The organism is Mycobacterium sp. PO1 (assembly GCF_017312405.1).
Lineage (GTDB): Bacteria > Actinomycetota > Actinomycetes > Mycobacteriales > Mycobacteriaceae > Mycobacterium.
Genome location: NZ_BLTG01000066.1, coordinates 44,359 through 60,357 on the forward strand (window position 1 = coordinate 44,359; position 15,999 = coordinate 60,357).

General features: G+C 69.1%; 17 protein-coding genes. 8 read left to right on the forward strand and 9 right to left on the reverse strand.

Features of this window, described 5'->3' with window-relative positions; genetic code table 11:
* Positions 1-100: 100 nt before the first annotated feature.
* A complete protein-coding gene (acs, locus tag J3476_RS20280) occupies positions 101-2,062 on the forward strand; it encodes an acetate--CoA ligase (RefSeq protein WP_207068162.1) in 1,962 nt (653 codons plus the stop codon).
* A 35-nt stretch (positions 2,063-2,097) separates the two neighbouring features.
* On the opposite strand, the gene J3476_RS20285 is transcribed toward acs, so the two are convergent.
* Positions 2,098-2,781 (reverse strand): serine protease, encoded by a 684-nt coding sequence (locus J3476_RS20285; protein WP_373889096.1) that lies wholly within the window; start codon positions 2,779-2,781, stop codon positions 2,098-2,100.
* A gap of 167 nt (positions 2,782-2,948) precedes the next feature.
* On the opposite strand from J3476_RS20285, the gene J3476_RS20290 reads away from it, so the two are divergent.
* Complete coding sequence (locus J3476_RS20290; RefSeq protein WP_152518983.1) at positions 2,949-3,449, forward strand: phage holin family protein; 501 nt, start codon at positions 2,949-2,951, stop codon at positions 3,447-3,449.
* Entirely contained in the window at positions 3,449-4,420 is a 972-nt protein-coding gene (locus tag J3476_RS20295) for an alpha/beta fold hydrolase (protein WP_207068164.1), read from the forward strand. Before J3476_RS20290 ends, J3476_RS20295 begins: the two co-directional genes overlap by 1 nt.
* On the opposite strand, the gene marP is transcribed toward J3476_RS20295, so the two are convergent.
* Genes marP through nth form a run of 4 tightly spaced genes read right to left on the reverse strand, consistent with a single transcriptional unit; the run spans position 4,413 to position 7,731 of the window.
* Positions 4,413-5,600 carry a MarP family serine protease gene (gene marP / locus J3476_RS20300; RefSeq protein WP_207068165.1) on the reverse strand — a complete coding sequence of 396 codons (1,188 nt, stop codon included), beginning with the start codon at positions 5,598-5,600 and terminating at the stop codon, positions 4,413-4,415. The genes J3476_RS20295 and marP overlap by 8 nt on opposite strands.
* Complete coding sequence (locus J3476_RS20305; RefSeq protein ID WP_207068166.1) at positions 5,597-6,379, reverse strand: CoA pyrophosphatase; 783 nt, start codon at positions 6,377-6,379, stop codon at positions 5,597-5,599. Before J3476_RS20305 ends, marP begins: the two co-directional genes overlap by 4 nt.
* Complete coding sequence (locus tag J3476_RS20310; protein WP_207068167.1) at positions 6,376-7,035, reverse strand: TlpA disulfide reductase family protein; 660 nt, start codon at positions 7,033-7,035, stop codon at positions 6,376-6,378. Before J3476_RS20310 ends, J3476_RS20305 begins: the two co-directional genes overlap by 4 nt.
* A gap of 15 nt (positions 7,036-7,050) precedes the next feature.
* Positions 7,051-7,731 carry an endonuclease III gene (gene nth / locus J3476_RS20315; protein ID WP_207068176.1) on the reverse strand — a complete coding sequence of 227 codons (681 nt, stop codon included), beginning with the start codon at positions 7,729-7,731 and terminating at the stop codon, positions 7,051-7,053.
* A gap of 240 nt (positions 7,732-7,971) precedes the next feature.
* On the opposite strand from nth, the gene J3476_RS20320 reads away from it, so the two are divergent.
* Together J3476_RS20320 and crp are read left to right on the forward strand one after the other, a co-directional pair.
* On the forward strand, positions 7,972-8,307 hold the full coding sequence (locus J3476_RS20320; protein ID WP_373889097.1) for a hypothetical protein: 336 nt from the start codon (positions 7,972-7,974) through the stop codon (positions 8,305-8,307).
* Positions 8,308-8,426: 119 nt separating this feature from the next.
* The gene (gene crp / locus J3476_RS20325; protein ID WP_003931718.1) at positions 8,427-9,101 is read left to right on the forward strand and encodes a cAMP-activated global transcriptional regulator CRP; all 675 of its coding nucleotides are present in this window, start codon (positions 8,427-8,429) and stop codon (positions 9,099-9,101) included.
* A gap of 124 nt (positions 9,102-9,225) precedes the next feature.
* Here the strand turns inward: crp and J3476_RS20330 are convergent, their stop codons facing one another.
* The 3 genes from J3476_RS20330 to J3476_RS20340 all read right to left on the reverse strand — a co-directional run bounded on the left by J3476_RS20330 (position 9,226) and on the right by J3476_RS20340 (position 10,730).
* Positions 9,226-10,038, reverse strand: coding sequence for an MBL fold metallo-hydrolase (locus J3476_RS20330; RefSeq protein ID WP_207068177.1), 813 nt, complete (start codon positions 10,036-10,038; stop codon positions 9,226-9,228).
* 66 nt (positions 10,039-10,104) lie between these two features.
* Positions 10,105-10,572 (reverse strand): RidA family protein, encoded by a 468-nt coding sequence (locus J3476_RS20335; protein WP_207068168.1) that lies wholly within the window; start codon positions 10,570-10,572, stop codon positions 10,105-10,107.
* Complete coding sequence (locus tag J3476_RS20340; RefSeq protein ID WP_152518992.1) at positions 10,569-10,730, reverse strand: DUF4177 domain-containing protein; 162 nt, start codon at positions 10,728-10,730, stop codon at positions 10,569-10,571. The genes J3476_RS20335 and J3476_RS20340 overlap by 4 nt, the downstream gene beginning before the upstream one ends.
* A 45-nt stretch (positions 10,731-10,775) precedes the next feature.
* On the opposite strand from J3476_RS20340, the gene J3476_RS20345 reads away from it, so the two are divergent.
* Together J3476_RS20345 and J3476_RS20350 are read left to right on the forward strand one after the other, a co-directional pair.
* Complete coding sequence (locus J3476_RS20345; RefSeq protein ID WP_207068169.1) at positions 10,776-11,807, forward strand: ArsA family ATPase; 1,032 nt, start codon at positions 10,776-10,778, stop codon at positions 11,805-11,807.
* 13 nt (positions 11,808-11,820) lie between these two features.
* Positions 11,821-12,951: an ArsA family ATPase gene (locus J3476_RS20350; RefSeq protein WP_207068170.1), complete on the forward strand. Its 1,131-nt coding sequence runs from the start codon at positions 11,821-11,823 to the stop codon at positions 12,949-12,951.
* Between the two features lie 41 nt (positions 12,952-12,992).
* Here J3476_RS20350 and J3476_RS20355 read toward each other — a convergent pair whose 3' ends face one another.
* Positions 12,993-13,349 carry a WhiB family transcriptional regulator gene (locus tag J3476_RS20355; RefSeq protein ID WP_207068171.1) on the reverse strand — a complete coding sequence of 119 codons (357 nt, stop codon included), beginning with the start codon at positions 13,347-13,349 and terminating at the stop codon, positions 12,993-12,995.
* A gap of 306 nt (positions 13,350-13,655) precedes the next feature.
* Between J3476_RS20355 and ponA2 the strand changes: the two genes are divergently transcribed.
* A partial coding sequence (gene ponA2 / locus J3476_RS20360) for a transglycosylase domain-containing protein (protein ID WP_207068172.1) occupies positions 13,656-15,999 on the forward strand: 2,344 nt, incomplete at its 3' end.

A 15,999-nucleotide genomic window follows, 5' to 3' on the forward strand; every position in this document is an offset into this window, starting at 1 on the left:
ACCCGCGAGCCGCGACGTTCGTCGCGTAGCACGCACCGCCCGCAGCCCCACATGTGAGTTGCCAACCTCGATGCAACGTTGGGTGACTACCCTCACACCCATGACCGAGACGCACGTGGAAGCCCAGTCTGTGTATCCGCCTGCCCCTGAGTTCGCCGCGAACGCCAATGCGACCGAGGCGCTCTACGAGCAGGCCGAGGCGGACCGGCTGGCATTCTGGGCCGAGCAGGCCAACCGGCTGGCCTGGGACACCCCGTTCACCGACGTACTCGACTGGTCGGATGCCCCGTTCGCCAAGTGGTTCGTCGGCGGCAAGCTCAACGTCGCGTACAACTGCGTCGACCGGCACGTCGAGGCCGGCAACGGCGACCGCGTGGCGATCCACTGGGTGGGTGAGCCGGTGGATGACGCCCGCTCGATCACCTACGCCGAACTTAAGGACGAGGTGTGCCGCGCCGCCAACACGCTGGCCGACCTCGGCCTGCGCTCCGGTGACCGGGTGGCGATCTACATGCCGATGGTGCCCGAGGCGATCATCGCGATGCTGGCGTGCGCCCGGCTGGGCGCCATGCACAGCGTGGTGTTCGCGGGGTTCTCGGCCTCGGCGCTCAAGGCCCGCATCGAGGATGCCCAGGCCAAACTGGTCATCACCAGCGACGGACAGTACCGCCGCGGTGCGGCGGTGTCGCTCAAGGAAGGGGTCGACGAGGCGATCGCCGGCCTGGGCGACGACAGCCCCGTCGAACACGTGCTGGTGGTGCGCCGCACCGGTATCGACACTCCCTGGACCGACGGCCGCGACAAGTGGTGGGACGAGACCGTCCCCAACGCCTCGACCGAGCACACCCCCGAGGCTTTCGACTCCGAGCATCCGCTGTTCCTGCTCTACACCTCGGGCACCACGGGCAAGCCCAAGGGCATCATGCACACCTCGGGTGGCTACCTGACGCAGTCCTCCTACACGCACCACAACGTGTTCGACATCAAGCCCGAAACCGATGTCTATTGGTGCACCGCCGATATCGGCTGGGTCACCGGGCACACCTACATCGTCTACGGCCCGTTGTCCAACGGCGTCACGCAGGTCGTCTACGAGGGCACCCCGGCCTCGCCGAACGAACACCGCCACTTCGAGATCATCGAAAAATACGGCGTCTCGATCTATTACACGGCCCCGACGCTGGTCCGCACGTTCATGAAGTGGGGCCGCCAGATTCCCGCCGAACACGACCTGTCGAGCCTGCGGTTGCTCGGATCGGTCGGTGAGCCGATCAACCCGGAGGCGTGGCGCTGGTACCGGATGGCGTTCGGCGCCGACAAGACGCCGATCGTGGACACCTGGTGGCAGACCGAGACAGGGGCGATCATGATCTCCCCGCTGCCCGGCGTCACCGAGTGCAAGCCGGGCTCGGCCATGCGCCCGCTGCCGGGGATCTCGGCCAAGATCGTCGACGACGACGGCAACGAGTTGGCGCCGCAGCCCGATCACGGCGAGCACGTCACCGGCTATCTGGTGCTGGACAAGCCCTGGCCGTCGATGCTGCGCGGGATCTGGGGTGACGACGAGCGCTTCAAGGAGACCTACTGGTCCCGGTTCGCCGAGCAGGGCTGGTACTTCGCCGGTGACGGCGCTCGGTACGGCACCGACGGCGAGATCTGGGTGCTCGGGCGCATCGACGACGTCATGAACATCTCGGGGCACCGGATCTCGACCGCGGAGGTGGAGTCCGCGCTGGTCGGACACTCGGGTGTCGCCGAGGCCGCGGTGGTCGGCGCGACCGACGAGCACACCGGGCAGGCGATCTGTGCCTTCGTGATCCTGAAGTCCAGCGCCCACGGCGGCGAGAAGAACATGGTCGACGAGTTGCGCGCCGAGGTGGCCCGCGAGATCTCTCCGATCGCCAAGCCGCGCGAGATCCACGTGGTGCCCGAATTGCCGAAGACCCGCAGCGGCAAGATCATGCGCCGGTTGTTGCGCGACGTGGCCGAGGGACGCGAACTCGGGGACACCTCGACGTTGGTGGACCCCAGCGTGTTCGAGGCGATCCGCGCCAGCAAGTGACGGGCTGACGGGTCAGGGCAGCGGGGCCGGGCCGGTCAGCCCGCGCCGACGGGGACGAACCCGCTGCCGGGCCGGCCCTTGGCGGTGATGTCGGCCAGCTGGGTGTTGAACGACATCGTGACCGCAGGCGTGTGCAGCGGGATGAATTTGATGATGCAGGTCGGCAGGTCCTCGGAGAACGCGCCGTGGATCATGCCGACCAGCTTGTTGTCGACCGTGACCGGCGCACCGGAGTCACCCGGCCCTCCGCACACCTGGTTGACGATGGTGCCGGGCTGTTGTCCCGGGCCCCAGGTGACGCCGCACGAGTACCCGGTGGTGCGGCCCAGCTTGCAGGCCACGTCGCCGAACGAAGGATCGGGTCCCAACCCGTCGATGCGGAACCCGTCGACCGCGCTGACCGGGGCGACCTTGCCCCGGTCGAACTCGATCACCGCGTAGTCCAGGGCGTCGTTGCCGGCCACCATCGTGCCCACCACACCGGCGTTCTCGGCGCCTTCGGCCGCCACCACCGCGCCGGGGCCGCCGCAGTGCGCCGACGTGAAACCGATCAGGCGGCCCTGGTTGTCGTTGCCGATCGCGGTCAACGTGCACAACGTCTCACCGTCTACGACCAGCCCGGAGCCGCCGCCCAGCGGCACGGGTTCCTGGGCCGCGGCCGGCACGGCGGGCACCAGCAGCACCGCAGTCAGTGCCGCCAGCACAGCGCGCAGGGTCAGGCAGCGGCCGCGCAACCTCACGTGTCAATCCCCTATCAACCAGCCCGACCCGCCACACCTTCGTAGTCAGCGCAGTCTATCGTCGGCCGGAATCGTTTCGTGGGACGCCACGTGGCAACATAAGCCGGAATGGACCCGGACCGAGCAGAAGCCGGAAGGAAGCTTGCGTGAGCGATCGCACGAACGGCGTACCGACCACGGTGACGTCGATACCGTTGGTGGACCCCCACGCACCCAAGCCGGACCCCTCGATCGGTGATCTGGTCAAGGACGCCACCGCCCAGGTGTCGACGCTGGTGCGCGCCGAGGTCGAGCTGGCCAAGGCCGAGATCACGCGCGACGTCAAGAAGGGGCTGACCGGCAGCGTCTTCTTCATCCTGGCGCTGGTGGTGCTGTTCTACTCGACGTTCTTCTTCTTTTTCTTCGTCGCCGAGTTGCTCGACACGTGGCTGTGGCGGTGGGCGGCGTTCCTGATCGTCTTCGGCATCATGGTCGTGGTGACCGCGGTGTTCGGGCTGCTCGGCTACCTCAAGGTGCGCCGGATCCGCGGGCCGCAGAAAACCATCGAATCGGTGAAAGAGATTCCCGAGGCGTTCGGCCCGGACAAGCCCGCCAAAGCGGTGGCGACCACCGACGGCAAGCCGGCCACCGATCCGTCCGGCTGGTAATGCCCCCACCTGATCCGTCGACAGTGCGGATCGACGGGCCGTGGCGACACCTGGACGTGCACGCCAACGGCATTCGGTTCCACGTCGTCGAGGCCGACCAGCGTCCCGACACCGACGACGCGTCCCGCCCGTTCACCGACCGCCCGCTGGTGATCATGCTGCACGGGTTCGGCTCGTTCTGGTGGTCGTGGCGCCACCAGCTGACCGGCCTGTCGGGCGCCCGGGTGGTCGCCGTCGACCTGCGCGGCTACGGAGCCAGCGACAAGCCCCCTCGCGGATACGACGGTTGGACGCTGGCCGGCGACACCGCCGGTCTGGTGCGCGCGCTCGGGCACAACAGCGCCACGCTGGTGGGGCACGCCGACGGCGGCCTGGTGTGCTGGGCCACGTCGGTGCTGCATCCGAGGGTGGTGCGGGCGATCGCCGTGGTGAGTTCACCGCACCCGGCGGCACTGCGCGCCTCGGCGCTGCGGCGCCGGGACCAGGGCCGGGCACTGCTGCCGTGGATGCTGCGCTATCAGGTCCCGATCTGGCCCGAACGCAGCCTGACCCGCCACGACGGCGCCGAGCTCGAACGGTTGGTGCGCAGCAGGTCCAGCGCCGCATGGCAGGCCGGTGACGACTTCGCCGAGACCATCGGCCATCTGCGGCGGGCCATCCAGATCCCCTCGGCTGCGCATTCGGCGTTGGAGTACCAGCGTTGGGCGGCGCGCAGCCAGCTGCGGGGCGAGGGCCGGCGCTTCATGCGCTCGATGAAGCGGCCGATGTCGGTGCCGGTGCTGCACCTGCGCGGCGACGGCGATCCGTATGTGCTGGCCGATCCCGTGAACCGGACCCGGCAGTACGCTCCGCACGGGCGCTACGCGTCGATCGCCGGCGCGGGGCACTACGCCCACGAGGAAGCACCCGGCCAGGTCAACGACCAGCTGACCCGGTTCCTCGGACAGGTGTACGCCCGACCGGTCAGCTGATGCAGGTGCCGGTGGGCACCCGATCGACGTTGCCCACCCGGGCCATCTGCCGCGCCACTTCGTCGGCGGTGAGCACGAAGCCGGTGTCGGCGTCGTCGACCGCCGCACCGAACACCACGCCGAGCACCTTGCCGCTGCGGTTGATCATCGGCCCGCCGGAATTGCCCTGCTTGACGGTTCCTCTGATGGTGTACACCTCGCGGGTGACGGTGGTGGTGCGGTAGATGTCGGGACCGTTGAGCTCGATGATCTCCCGGACCCGTGCCGGCGTGGCCGTGAAATCGCCGCCGCCGGGATAACCCATGACGATGCCGTCGGTGCCCGACGGGGCCTCACCGTCGGCGAACTGCAGCGGCGCGGATGGCAGATTGGGCACGTCGAGAATCGAGATGTCGGCGTCCGGGTCGTAGCTGACCACCCCGGCCTCGTAGCTCTGCCCGCCCACCTCGATGGACACGCTCTCCGATCCGGCCACCACGTGGGCGTTGGACATCACCCGGTTCGGCGCGACGACGAAGCCGCTGCCTTCGAGCACCTTCTGGCAACTCGAGGCCAGACCCCGGACCTTCACCACGCTGGGGCTCGTCGCACCGACGACGGCTGATTCGGCCAGCGCGGCGTCGGGTGCGTCGACGGCGGCGACCGCGGTCGGCCCGAACGGCTTGAGCACGTCGTGCAGGCCGGCGGTGTCCCACAGTGCCGCCAGCCGCTCCGACCCCGACCGCAGCCAGCTCGGCGCGACCGCGTCGACTTCGGCGATCACCTTGGAGTCACGCACGGCCGCCGCCAGGTTGGGTTGCGGGGACGAGCTCAGCGCAGACCCGAGCAGCCAGGCGGCGGTCAGGACCAGCACGAGCTGCACCGCCACCCCGACGACCGAGTCGGCGACCCGCAGCACCGGGTTGCGGATGGCGCCGCGGACCGCCCGGCCCAGCACGACACCGGCGATCTCACCGATGACGACCAGCACCAGGATCAGGAACAGCGTCGCGAACAACTTGGTGCGGGGTCCGCTGATGTGGTCCACCACGTGCGGGGCCAACAGCACACCGGCCACCGCGCCGAGGGCCACCCCGACGAGGGCCAGCAGCGAACCAGGCGCTCCGGATCGCCAGCCCGAGATGGCGGCGATGAGCGCGACAGCGAGAATGGCGATGTCCAGCCATTGTGAAGATGTCATCGTTGTGCTTCACCGTAGCTGTCCTGGGCGTCCAGACGCGTCATTGCCTCGTTGAGTTCGACCACGTTCTCGGTGTCCCACGCTCGCGCCCACCCGGCGACGTCGAGCATCGCCGAGATCACCTGGCCGGTGAATCCCCACACCAGCATCTCGTGCAGCAGGAATGCCGGCCCAGCGGTGCGTCGGGTGTTCTCCCGCCGGTAGACCATGATGCGGTTGCGCGGGTTGACGAACGCACGCACCGGCACCCGCGCCACCGCCGCGGTCTCGGCTTCGTCGACGACGGCGACGGGGCCCGGGTCCGGCGAATAGGCCAGCACCGGCACCACGTGGAACCCCGACGGCGGGATGAACATCTTCTCCAGCGTCGCCAGCGGGTGCAGTCGGCTCGCTTCCAGCCCGGTCTCCTCGGTGGCTTCCCGCAACGCGGTGTGCACCGGGCCCCGGTCCCCCGGGTCGGCGGCGCCGCCGGGAAATGCCGCCTGCCCGGCGTGGTGACGCAACGTCGACGACCGCACCGTGACGAGCAGATCGGCGTCGTCGGGAAGCGTGCCCGCCTGCCCGCCGCCGGGCCCGGAGAACAGCACCAGCACCGCGGCGTCGCGGCGGGCACCGGTCAGCGCGGCGGTGGTGTTGGCGGCCGTGAGCGCGGCCAGCACCTCGGCGGGCACCCGCCGGCGGTAGGCGTGTTTGACGGCCTCGGGCCGGTGCACCAGCGGCGCCAGCCACGGTGGGGCGGCGTCGGGAGCCAGTTCGCCGGTGCCGCTGTCCCAGCTCACCTCGTCTCTCCAATCTGCGGATCGACCGCTGCGGCGATCTCGTCAGCGGTCGCAAACGATCGGGGCAGGATCTCGGCAACGCTACCGTCCGGGCGCAGCACGACCGTGGCCGGCATCACGTTGGGCACCCGCAGAGCAGCGGCGATGAGACGTCGCCCGTCCTGCAACGTCGGCAGGTGCACACCCAGTTCGGCGAGCCGCAGCAATGCCGCACTCTCGTTCTCGTCCTGGTGCACCGTCAGCACGGTCACCTCGGGCCCCATGCGGCGCTGGTACTCGGCCATGGCGGGTAGCTCGTCGGCGCACGGACCGCACCAGTAAGCCCACAGGTTCAGCACGACGGTCCGCCCGGCCAGCGCCCTGGCCACGTCGACGGGAGCACCGTCGCCGGCGCATTCCAGCACGATGCCGCGCAGTCGCTCCGGACCGGCGCCCTCGCCCGGCCCCGGGCAAGGATCGAGGTCGGCCCGGGCACGAGGCGCCACGAGCGCCTCGGCGGTGTCGGCGTCTCGACGGTCGCGCGCGGAGACCGTGTCCGACGTGCTCGAGCCGGCCCGTCCGGCGCCCGGATCGTCGCCGAGTTCGGCCCACAGCGCCACCCCGAGGGCGACGAGAACGACCATCGCCACGATGCTCCAACGCGCCGACACACTCATGGGAACGACGCAGGTCTACAGGCCGGCCAGCGCCAGCAGGTGCTCGGTTTCGGGACCCTTCACCAGAGGGGCTGCGACCAGCGGATCGGTCGGGCCGAGTCCGAAGGACGGGCAGTCCTTGGCCAGCACGCACACCCCGCAGGCCGGCTTGCGGGCATGGCAGACGCGGCGGCCGTGGAAGATCACCCGATGGCTCAGCAGCGTCCATTCGCTGCGCTCGATGAGCTCGCCGACGGCGTGCTCCACCTTCACCGGGTCCTCCTCGGCCGTCCACCGCCACCGCCGGACCAGCCGGCCGAAATGGGTGTCGACGGTGATGCCGGGGACGTCGAAGGCATTGCCGAGAATGACGTTGGCGGTCTTGCGGCCCACCCCCGGCAACGTGACCAGCTCCTCGATGGTCGCCGGCACCTCGCCGTCGAAACGCTCCACCAGCTCCTGGCCCAGCCGGATCAGTGAATTGGCCTTGTTGCGGTAGAAGCCCGTCGGCCGGATCAGCTCTTCGAGCTCGGTGCGATCGGCGCGCGCGTAGTCCAGCGCGGTGCGGTACGTGCGGAACAGCGCGGGCGTGGTCAGGTTCACCCGTTTGTCGGTGCTCTGCGCCGACAAGATGGTCGCGACGGTCAGTTCGAGCGGGTTGGTGAAGTCCAGCTCGCAGTAGACGTGCGGAAACGCTTGTGCCAGCGTGCGATTCATCCGGCGGGCGCGCCGGACCAGCCCCAGGCGGGTCTCGGCGTCCCATTTGCGCGACGAGGCGCCGCGAGCCGCCTTGGCGGCGGCGCGCTTTCCAGCCGAGGGCTCGCTGACGGTCACCAGGCCAGCGTACTGAGCCGGGCCGACAGGCCTGGTGGCGAACCGGTACTTACCGTCGACGATTCGTGATCCCGCTGAGATATTGGGTGTGTTTACTTCACCCTTGTGTCGTGGTTGTTCGTCGTGCTGATCCCCGGGTTGCTGATGATGGCGACCGTCGGATTGCAGCGCGTCGAATCCGCGCTGGGGCGCGAGACGGTGACGGCCGACGATGTGGCGGAGTACCTCGAGCATGCCAAGGCCAACAGCAGCGGCCCCTGTCGCGCGCACGATGCCGACGGCCCTGCCCTGAGGTTCCTGCCGCGGGTGCCGATGCGGGTCACCGATTTCGACGAATTCGTCGAGGACCAACCGAACGATCAGGTTCACCCTTTGCCGGCGCCCCGTTACGTGGTTCCCGCGGTCGTTCCCGCGCCGAAAACGGAGTTTCAGCAGACCCGACATGCCGATCGTGTGTAGCGTGAGCAGGTCACGCTGACGGCTCATTGCCGACAACGTCGGCAAGGCTTACCTCTAGACTGAGTGATCTCGAGGTTGGAAACGCATGTCTGAACACCGAACAGCTTAAGAGGGGCAACGTGGACGAGATCCTGGCCAGGGCCGGAATCTTCCAGGGGGTGGAACCCAGCGCCGTATCCGCGCTGACCAAGCAACTGCAGCCCGTGGACTTCCCGCGCGGACACACGGTGTTCGCCGAAGGGGAGCCGGGGGACCGGCTGTACATCATCATCTCCGGCAAGGTGAAGATCGGCCGCCGCTCACCGGACGGCCGGGAGAACCTGCTGACGATCATGGGACCGTCCGACATGTTCGGCGAGCTGTCCATCTTCGACCCGGGCCCGCGTACCTCGAGCGCCACCACGATCACCGAGGTGCGCGCAGTGTCGATGGACCGCGAAGCGTTGCGCGCGTGGATCGCCGACCGGCCGGAGATCGCCGAGCAGTTGCTGCGCGTGCTGGCCCGCCGTCTGCGCCGCACCAACAACAACCTTGCCGACCTGATCTTCACCGACGTGCCCGGCCGGGTCGCCAAGCAACTCCTGCAGCTCGCCCAGCGGTTCGGCACCCAGGAGGGCGGGGCGCTGCGCGTGACTCACGACCTGACCCAGGAAGAGATCGCCCAGCTGGTCGGCGCTTCCCGCGAGACCGTCAACAAGGCGCTGGCCGATTTCGCCCACCGCGGCTGGATCCGGCTGGAGGGCAAGAGCGTGCTGATCAGCGACTCCGAGCGCCTGGCGCGCCGAGCGAGGTAACGAGCGAGCAGACCGGTACCGAGCGAGGTAACGAGCGAGCAGACCAGCACCGAGCGAGGTAACGAGCGAGCAGACCAGCACCGAGCGAGGTAACGAGCGAGCAGACCGGCACCGAGCGAGGTGGTCAGCGGCGCAGGTAGTTCAGCTGAGCCTGCACCGACCACTCGGCGACGTCCCACAAGCTCTCGTCCACGTCGGTGTAGACGTGCTCGACCACCTGCCGCGCGTCCGCGTCCTCACCCAGCTCGGTGAGCGCGGCGCGCACCTGATCGAGACGCTCCTCGCGGTGCGCGAGATAGGTCTGGCTGATCGCGGCGATGTCGTCGAGGTCGGGGCCGTGCCCGGGGAGCACCGCACGATGGCCGAGGCCGCGTAGGCGGCGCAGCGACTCGAGGTAGTCACCGAGGTCGCCGTCCTCGCGGTCGATGACCGTGGTGCCTCGCCCCAGGACGGTGTCCGCGGTCAGGACAGCGCCTGTCCCGTCGGGCAGCCCGCCCCGGACGTCGTCGACCAGAAACGACACCGAGTCCGCGGTGTGGCCCGGGGTGGCCATCACGGTGATCCGCAGCCCGGCTGCGTCTATTCGCTCACCGTCGGTCAGCGGCCCGCCCATCCCGCGCAGGAAGCCGCTGCCCACCGAGCGCACCACCGCACCGGTCAGGTCGACGATGCGGTCGATCCCGCCGGTGTGGTCGGTGTGCTTGTGGCTGATCAGCACCAGCGGGATCGGGCCGAGCGCCGCGAGGCGCTCGATGTGCTCGTCGGAGACTCCCGGGTCGTCGGGCCCCGGATCGACCACGACCATCTCGTCGCTGCCCTGCCCGCGCAGCACCCAGGTGTTGGTGCCCTCCAGCGTCATCTTGCCCGGGTTGTTGCAGAGCAGCACCGACGCGCTGTCCGTCACCGGCCTCAGTAGGCCGTAGGCGGGATGCTGCAGCGCGCTCACGCGACTCCTGCCCGATCGTCGCTCACGCGACCGGCACGACCTCTGCCTGATCGTCGCTCACGCGACCGGCGCGACCTCGACAATGATCTCGACCTCCACCGGCGCGTCCATCGGGAGTTCGGACACCCCGACCGCCGACCGGGCGTGTGCCCCCGCGTCGCCGAACACCTCACCGAACAGCTCCGAGGCCCCGTTGATCACCGCGGGCTGTCCACCGAAGCCCGGCGCCGAGGCGACGAAGCCGACGACCTTGACCACCTTGACCACCGCGTCGATCCCCACCAGCGCGTCCACCGCGGCCAGCGCGTTCAGCCCGCACTGCCGGGCCAGCTCCTTGGCCTGCTGCGGGGACACCGCGTCGCCCACCTTGCCCGTCGCCGGCAGCTTGCCCTCGGTCATCGGGAGCTGTCCGGCGGTGTAGACCAAGTTGCCGGTCCGGGCCGCGGGGACATACGCCGCGACGGGCTTGACCACGTCGGGGAGCTCGATGCCGAGCTCGGTCAGACGCGCCGACCAGGCGGTCACTTGGGCCGCTTGAGGTAGGCGACGTGCTGTTCGCCGGTGGGGCCGGGCAGGACCGACACCAACTCCCAGCCGTCCTCGCCCCACTGGTCGAGGATCTGCTTGGTGGCGTGCGTCAGCAGCGGGACGGTCGCATACTCCCAGCGGTTCGATTCACTCATGTCGCCGAGCTTATCGGGCGGCGGAATCGGCTTGGCTAGCATGCAGTGGTGGCTAGCACACCAAACGGGTCGACGTCGATCGGTTGGCCCTCCCGCCTGACCAAAGCGCGCCTGCACTTCGTCTCCGGCAAAGGCGGTACGGGAAAGTCCACGATCGCCGCGTCGCTCGCGCTGGCCTTGGCCGCCGGCGGTCGCAAGGTGTTGCTGGTCGAAGTCGAAGGGCGCCAAGGCATTGCGCAGCTGTTCGACGTTCCCCCGCTGCCCTACGAAGAGGTCAAGATCGCGACCGCCGAGGGTGGCGGGCAGGTCAACGCGCTGGCCATCGACACCGAGGCGGCGTTCCTCGAGTACCTCGACATGTTCTACAACCTGGGGCTGGCCGGGCGGGCGATGCGCCGCATCGGCGCTGTCGAGTTCGCGACGACGATCGCTCCGGGGCTGCGCGACGTGCTGCTCACCGGCAAGGTCAAGGAGGTCGTGACCAGGACGGCCAAGGATGCGCGGCCCAAGCATTCGGTCTACGACGCGGTGGTGGTCGACTCGCCGCCGACCGGGCGCATCGCGCGGTTCCTCGACGTCACCAAGGCGGTCTCCGACCTCGCCAAGGGCGGTCCGGTGCACTCGCAGGCCGAGGGCGTGGTGAAGTTGCTGCACTCCGATCTGACGGCCATCCACCTCGTGACCCTGCTGGAGGCCTTGCCGATCCAGGAGACCGTCGAGGCCATCGCGGAACTGCGGGAGATGGAACTGCCGATCGGCAGTGTCATCGTCAACCGGACCATTCCCGCGTACCTGGCACCCGACGACCTCGCCAAGGCGGCCGAGGGGGACGTCGACGCCGACGCGGTGCGCTCCGGGTTGGCCACCGCCGGGATCACGCTGTCCGACACGGACTTCGCCGGGCTGTTGACCGAGACCATTCAGCACGCCACCCGGGTCGCGGCCCGCGCCGAGAGTGCCGAGCAGCTGGTCGAGATCGATGTGCCCCGGCTGCAACTGCCCACCCTGACCGACGGGGTGGACCTGGGCAGCCTGTACGAACTGGCCGAAGAACTCGCCCGGCAGGGCGTGCGGTGAGCGGAGGAAACCGATGAGCACCACCCCACCGGCCCTGGACATGGCCGCGATCCTGCGTGACACCTCCAACCGCGTGGTGGTGTGTTGCGGCGCGGGCGGTGTCGGCAAGACCACGACCGCCGCGGCGATGGCGCTGCGGGCGGCCGAGTACGGCCGCACCGTGGTCGTGTTGACGATCGATCCGGCCAGGCGGCTGGCCCAGGCGCTGGGCATCGAATCTCTGGGTAACACCCCCCAGCGGGTGCCGCTGGGGCCCGAGGTCACCGGCGAGCTGCACGCGATGATGCTGGACATGCGGCGCACGTTCGACGAGATGGTGATCCAGTACTCGGGCACCGAGCGCGCCGACGCGATTCTGGAGAACCAGTTCTACCAAACCGTGGCCACGTCGCTGGCGGGCACGCAGGAGTACATGGCCATGGAGAAGCTGGGACAGCTTCTCGGCGAAGACAAGTGGGATCTGATCGTGGTCGACACCCCGCCGTCGCGCAACGCGCTGGACTTCCTCGACGCGCCCAAGCGGCTCGGCAGCTTCATGGACAGCCGGCTGTGGCGGCTGCTGCTGGCCCCCGGGCGCGGCATCGGCCGATTGGTCACCGGCGCCGTCGGACTGGCCATGAAGGGGATGTCGACGGTCCTCGGTTCGCAGATGCTCTCCGACGCGGCGGGGTTCGTGCAGTCACTGGATGCGACGTTCGGCGGGTTCCGGGAGAAAGCCGACCGCACCTACGAGCTGCTCAAGCGGCGGGGCACGCAGTTCGTCGTGGTCTCGGCAGCCGAACCGGACGCGCTGCGGGAAGCGTCGTTCTTCGTGGACCGGTTGGCCGGTGAGCGGATGCCTCTGGCCGGCCTGATCCTCAACCGCACCCATCCGACGCTGTGTGAGCTGCACGCCGAGAAGGCCACCGAGGCGGCCGAGGAGTTGGAGAAGACCGACCCGACGTCGGTCGCCGCGGCTGCGCTGCGGATCCACGCCGACCGGGCCTCCACCGCCAAACGCGAGGTGCGGCTGCTGTCCCGGTTCACCGGCGCCAACCCGCACGTGGCGATCGTGGGGGTGCCCTCGCTGCCGTTCGACGTCTCCGACCTCGAGGCACTGCAGGCCATCGCCGACCAGATCACCGGAGAAACCGAAGCGGCCTGACCCCGAGGGGTCCGGCCGCCGGCTCTGATTAGGTCTGCGAGTTAGCCCGCACTGCGGTGCTTGCGCTGGGCGGCAAAGAAGTCAGCCCAGGAAACCACATCGGGGTGCTGCTTGAGCAGGGCGCGCCGCTGACGCTCGGTCATGCCGCCCCACACGCCGAACTCGACGCGATTGTCCAGGGCGTCGGCGCCGCACTCGGCGATGACCGGGCAATGCCGGCAGATGACCGCGGCTTTGCGCTGGGCGGCGCCGCGGACGAACAACTCGTCAGGGTCGGTTTGGCGACACCGGGCTTGCGAAACCCACGCAATCCGGGCTTCTGCCTCCGCACCATGCAGAATGGTATCGGCGGACGGATTGATGGTGGTGCTGCGAGCGGCGGGCTTGATACCTGACACCGGCGTCCCCTTCGTTCTGGCCGCGCCCCGACAACGCAGACGAATGTTTCCCCTATGTACTTCGACGTCGACCGCTGGGTGCGATCTACGCCACATTGCGTGCGGTGAGTGTGATCTGCATCGCACTGTGTTGTCAACTTAGGTGGTCAGGGCCGTTCGGCGCAATACATCCGTGACCACTTTTTTGGGACAACCGTGCCGTCATCGGTACCAAATTGACGATTTCGCCGTTTCACCACACGTCACAGCGGGTGAGCCGGGCCGATCGGCGGATCGGGTGGCGCACGTCGTCGCTACTCTGTACCCATGCCGGAGCAGCTCCCGACCCCACCGCCGCCGCGGTCGGTCACGGTCATCAAGCTCGCCTGGTGCGTGCTGCTCGCCAGTGTCGTCGCCGCGGGTCTGATGTTCCCGGTCGTCGGCGGCATCGGCCTGATGTCCAACCGCGCCTCCGACGTCGTTGCCAACGGCTCGGCCCAACTGGTCGAGGGGGAAGTCCCCCAGGTGTCGACGATGGTCGACGCCAAGGGCAACCCGATCGCCTGGCTCTACACCCAGCGCCGCTTCCAGGTGCCCAGCGAACAGATCGCCAACACCATGAAGCTGGCGATCGTCTCGATCGAGGACAAACGCTTTGCCGAGCACAACGGTGTCGACTGGCAGGGCACGCTGACCGGCCTGTCGGGTTACCTGTCGGGGAACCTCGACACCCGCGGCGGGTCGACGATCGAGCAGCAGTACGTCAAGAACTACCAGCTGCTGGTCATCGCCCAGACCGACGCCGAGAAGCGTGCCGCGATCGAAGTCACCCCGGCCCGCAAGCTGCGTGAGATCCGGATGGCGCTGACGCTGGACAAGACGTTCACCAAGCCGGAGATCCTGACCCGCTACCTGAACCTGGTGTCGTTCGGCAACGGCTCGTTCGGCGTCCAGGACGCCGCCCAGACCTATTTCGGCATCGACGCCTCGGAACTGAACTGGCAGCAGGCCGCGCTGCTGGCCGGCATGGTGCAGTCGACCAGCGCACTGAACCCCTACACCAATCCCGACGGCGCGCTCGCGCGGCGCAACGTGGTGCTCGACACGATGATCGAGAACCTGCCCGAGTACGCCGACGAACTGCGCGAGGCCCGCACCCAGCCGCTGGGCGTGCTGCCCCAGCCGCAGGAGCTGCCGCGCGGCTGCATCGCCGCCGGCGACCGGGCCTTCTTCTGCGACTATGCGCTGGACTACCTGGCACGGGCCGGCATCAGCAAGGATCAGGTCGCCAAGGGCGGCTACCTGATCCGGACGACGCTGGACCCGGACGTCCAGGGGCAGGTGAAATCCGCGATCGACGGCGTCGCCGATCCGGACGTGCCGGGGGTGGCCAGCGTGATGAGCGTGATCCGGCCGGGCAAGGAAGCCCACCCGGTGCTCGCGATGGCCAGCAACCGCACCTACGGCCTGGACCTCGACGCCGGCGAGACGATGCAACCGCAGCCGTTCTCACTGGTCGGCGACGGCGCCGGCTCGATCTTCAAGGTGTTCACCACCGCCGCCGCCCTGGAGATGGGTATGGGCATCAACGCCCAACTCGATGCACCGTCCCGATTCGAGGCCAAGGGGCTCGGCACCGGCGGGGCGCGGGGTTGTCCGCCCGAGACGTGGTGCGTGCAGAACGCCGGCAACTACCGCGGCTCGATGACGGTCACCCAGGCGTTGGCGACCTCGCCGAACACCGCGTTCGCCAAGCTCATCGCGCAGGTCGGCGTGCAGCGCACCGTGGACATGGCCGTCAAGCTGGGCCTGCGTTCCTACGCGCTGCCCGGCACGGCCCGCGACTACGACCCCGACAGCAACGAGAGTCTGGCCGAATTCGTCAAACGCCAGAACCTGGGGTCGTTCACGCTGGGACCCATCGAGGTCAATCCGCTGGAGCTGTCCAATGTGGCGGCGACGTTGGCTTCCGGCGGCATGTGGTGCCCGCCCAGTCCCATCCAGGCGGTGTTCGACCGGCACGGCGAGGAAGTCGCCGTCACCACCGAGACCTGTGAGCAGGCGGTCCCGGAGGGTCTGGCCAACACACTGGCCGTGGCGATGAGCGAGGACGACAGGGGTTCGGGCACCGCGGCCGGCGCCGCGGGGTCGGTCGGCTGGACGCTGCCGATGTCGGGCAAGACCGGGACCACCGAGGCGCACCGCTCGGCGGGTTTCCTCGGGTTCACCAACCAGCTGGCCGCCGCGAACTACATCTACGACGACTCGACCTCACCGGGCGAGCTGTGCTCGTTCCCGCTGCGCCAGTGTGGCGACGGCAACCTGTTCGGCGGTAACGAGCCGGCCCGCACGTGGTTCACCGCGATGAACCCGATCGCCACCAACTTCGGCGAGGTCGTGCTGCCCCCGACCGATCCGCGTTATGTCGACGGCGCCCCCGGTTCGCGGGTGCCCAGCGTGGCCGGGATGGGGCTGGAGACTGCCAAGCAGCGGCTGCGGGAGGCCGGCTTCCAGGTGGCCGATCAAGCCACCCCGGTGAACAGCAGCTCCCGCCAGGGTGCGGTCGTCGGCACGTCGCCGAGCGGTCAGACGGTTCCCGGCTCGATCGTCACGATCCAGGTGTCCAACGGCATCGCCCCGGCCCCGCCGCCGCCACCGCCCGGTGCGGCAC

Excerpts from the sequence above, each read along its gene's own strand:
- marP (WP_207068165.1), bottom strand. The coding sequence starts at position 5,600 with ATGACATCTTCACAATGGCTGGACATCGCCATTCTCGCTGTCGCGCTC.
- J3476_RS20340 (WP_152518992.1), bottom strand. The coding sequence starts at position 10,730 with ATGAGTGAATCGAACCGCTGGGAGTATGCGACCGTCCCGCTGCTGACG.
- nth (WP_207068176.1), bottom strand. The coding sequence starts at position 7,731 with ATGAATCGCACGCTGGCACAAGCGTTTCCGCACGTCTACTGCGAGCTG.
- J3476_RS20295 (WP_207068164.1), top strand. The coding sequence starts at position 3,449 with ATGCCCCCACCTGATCCGTCGACAGTGCGGATCGACGGGCCGTGGCGA.
- J3476_RS20310 (WP_207068167.1), bottom strand. The coding sequence starts at position 7,035 with ATGAGTGTGTCGGCGCGTTGGAGCATCGTGGCGATGGTCGTTCTCGTC.
- J3476_RS20350 (WP_207068170.1), top strand. The coding sequence starts at position 11,821 with ATGAGCACCACCCCACCGGCCCTGGACATGGCCGCGATCCTGCGTGAC.
- acs (WP_207068162.1), top strand. The coding sequence starts at position 101 with ATGACCGAGACGCACGTGGAAGCCCAGTCTGTGTATCCGCCTGCCCCT.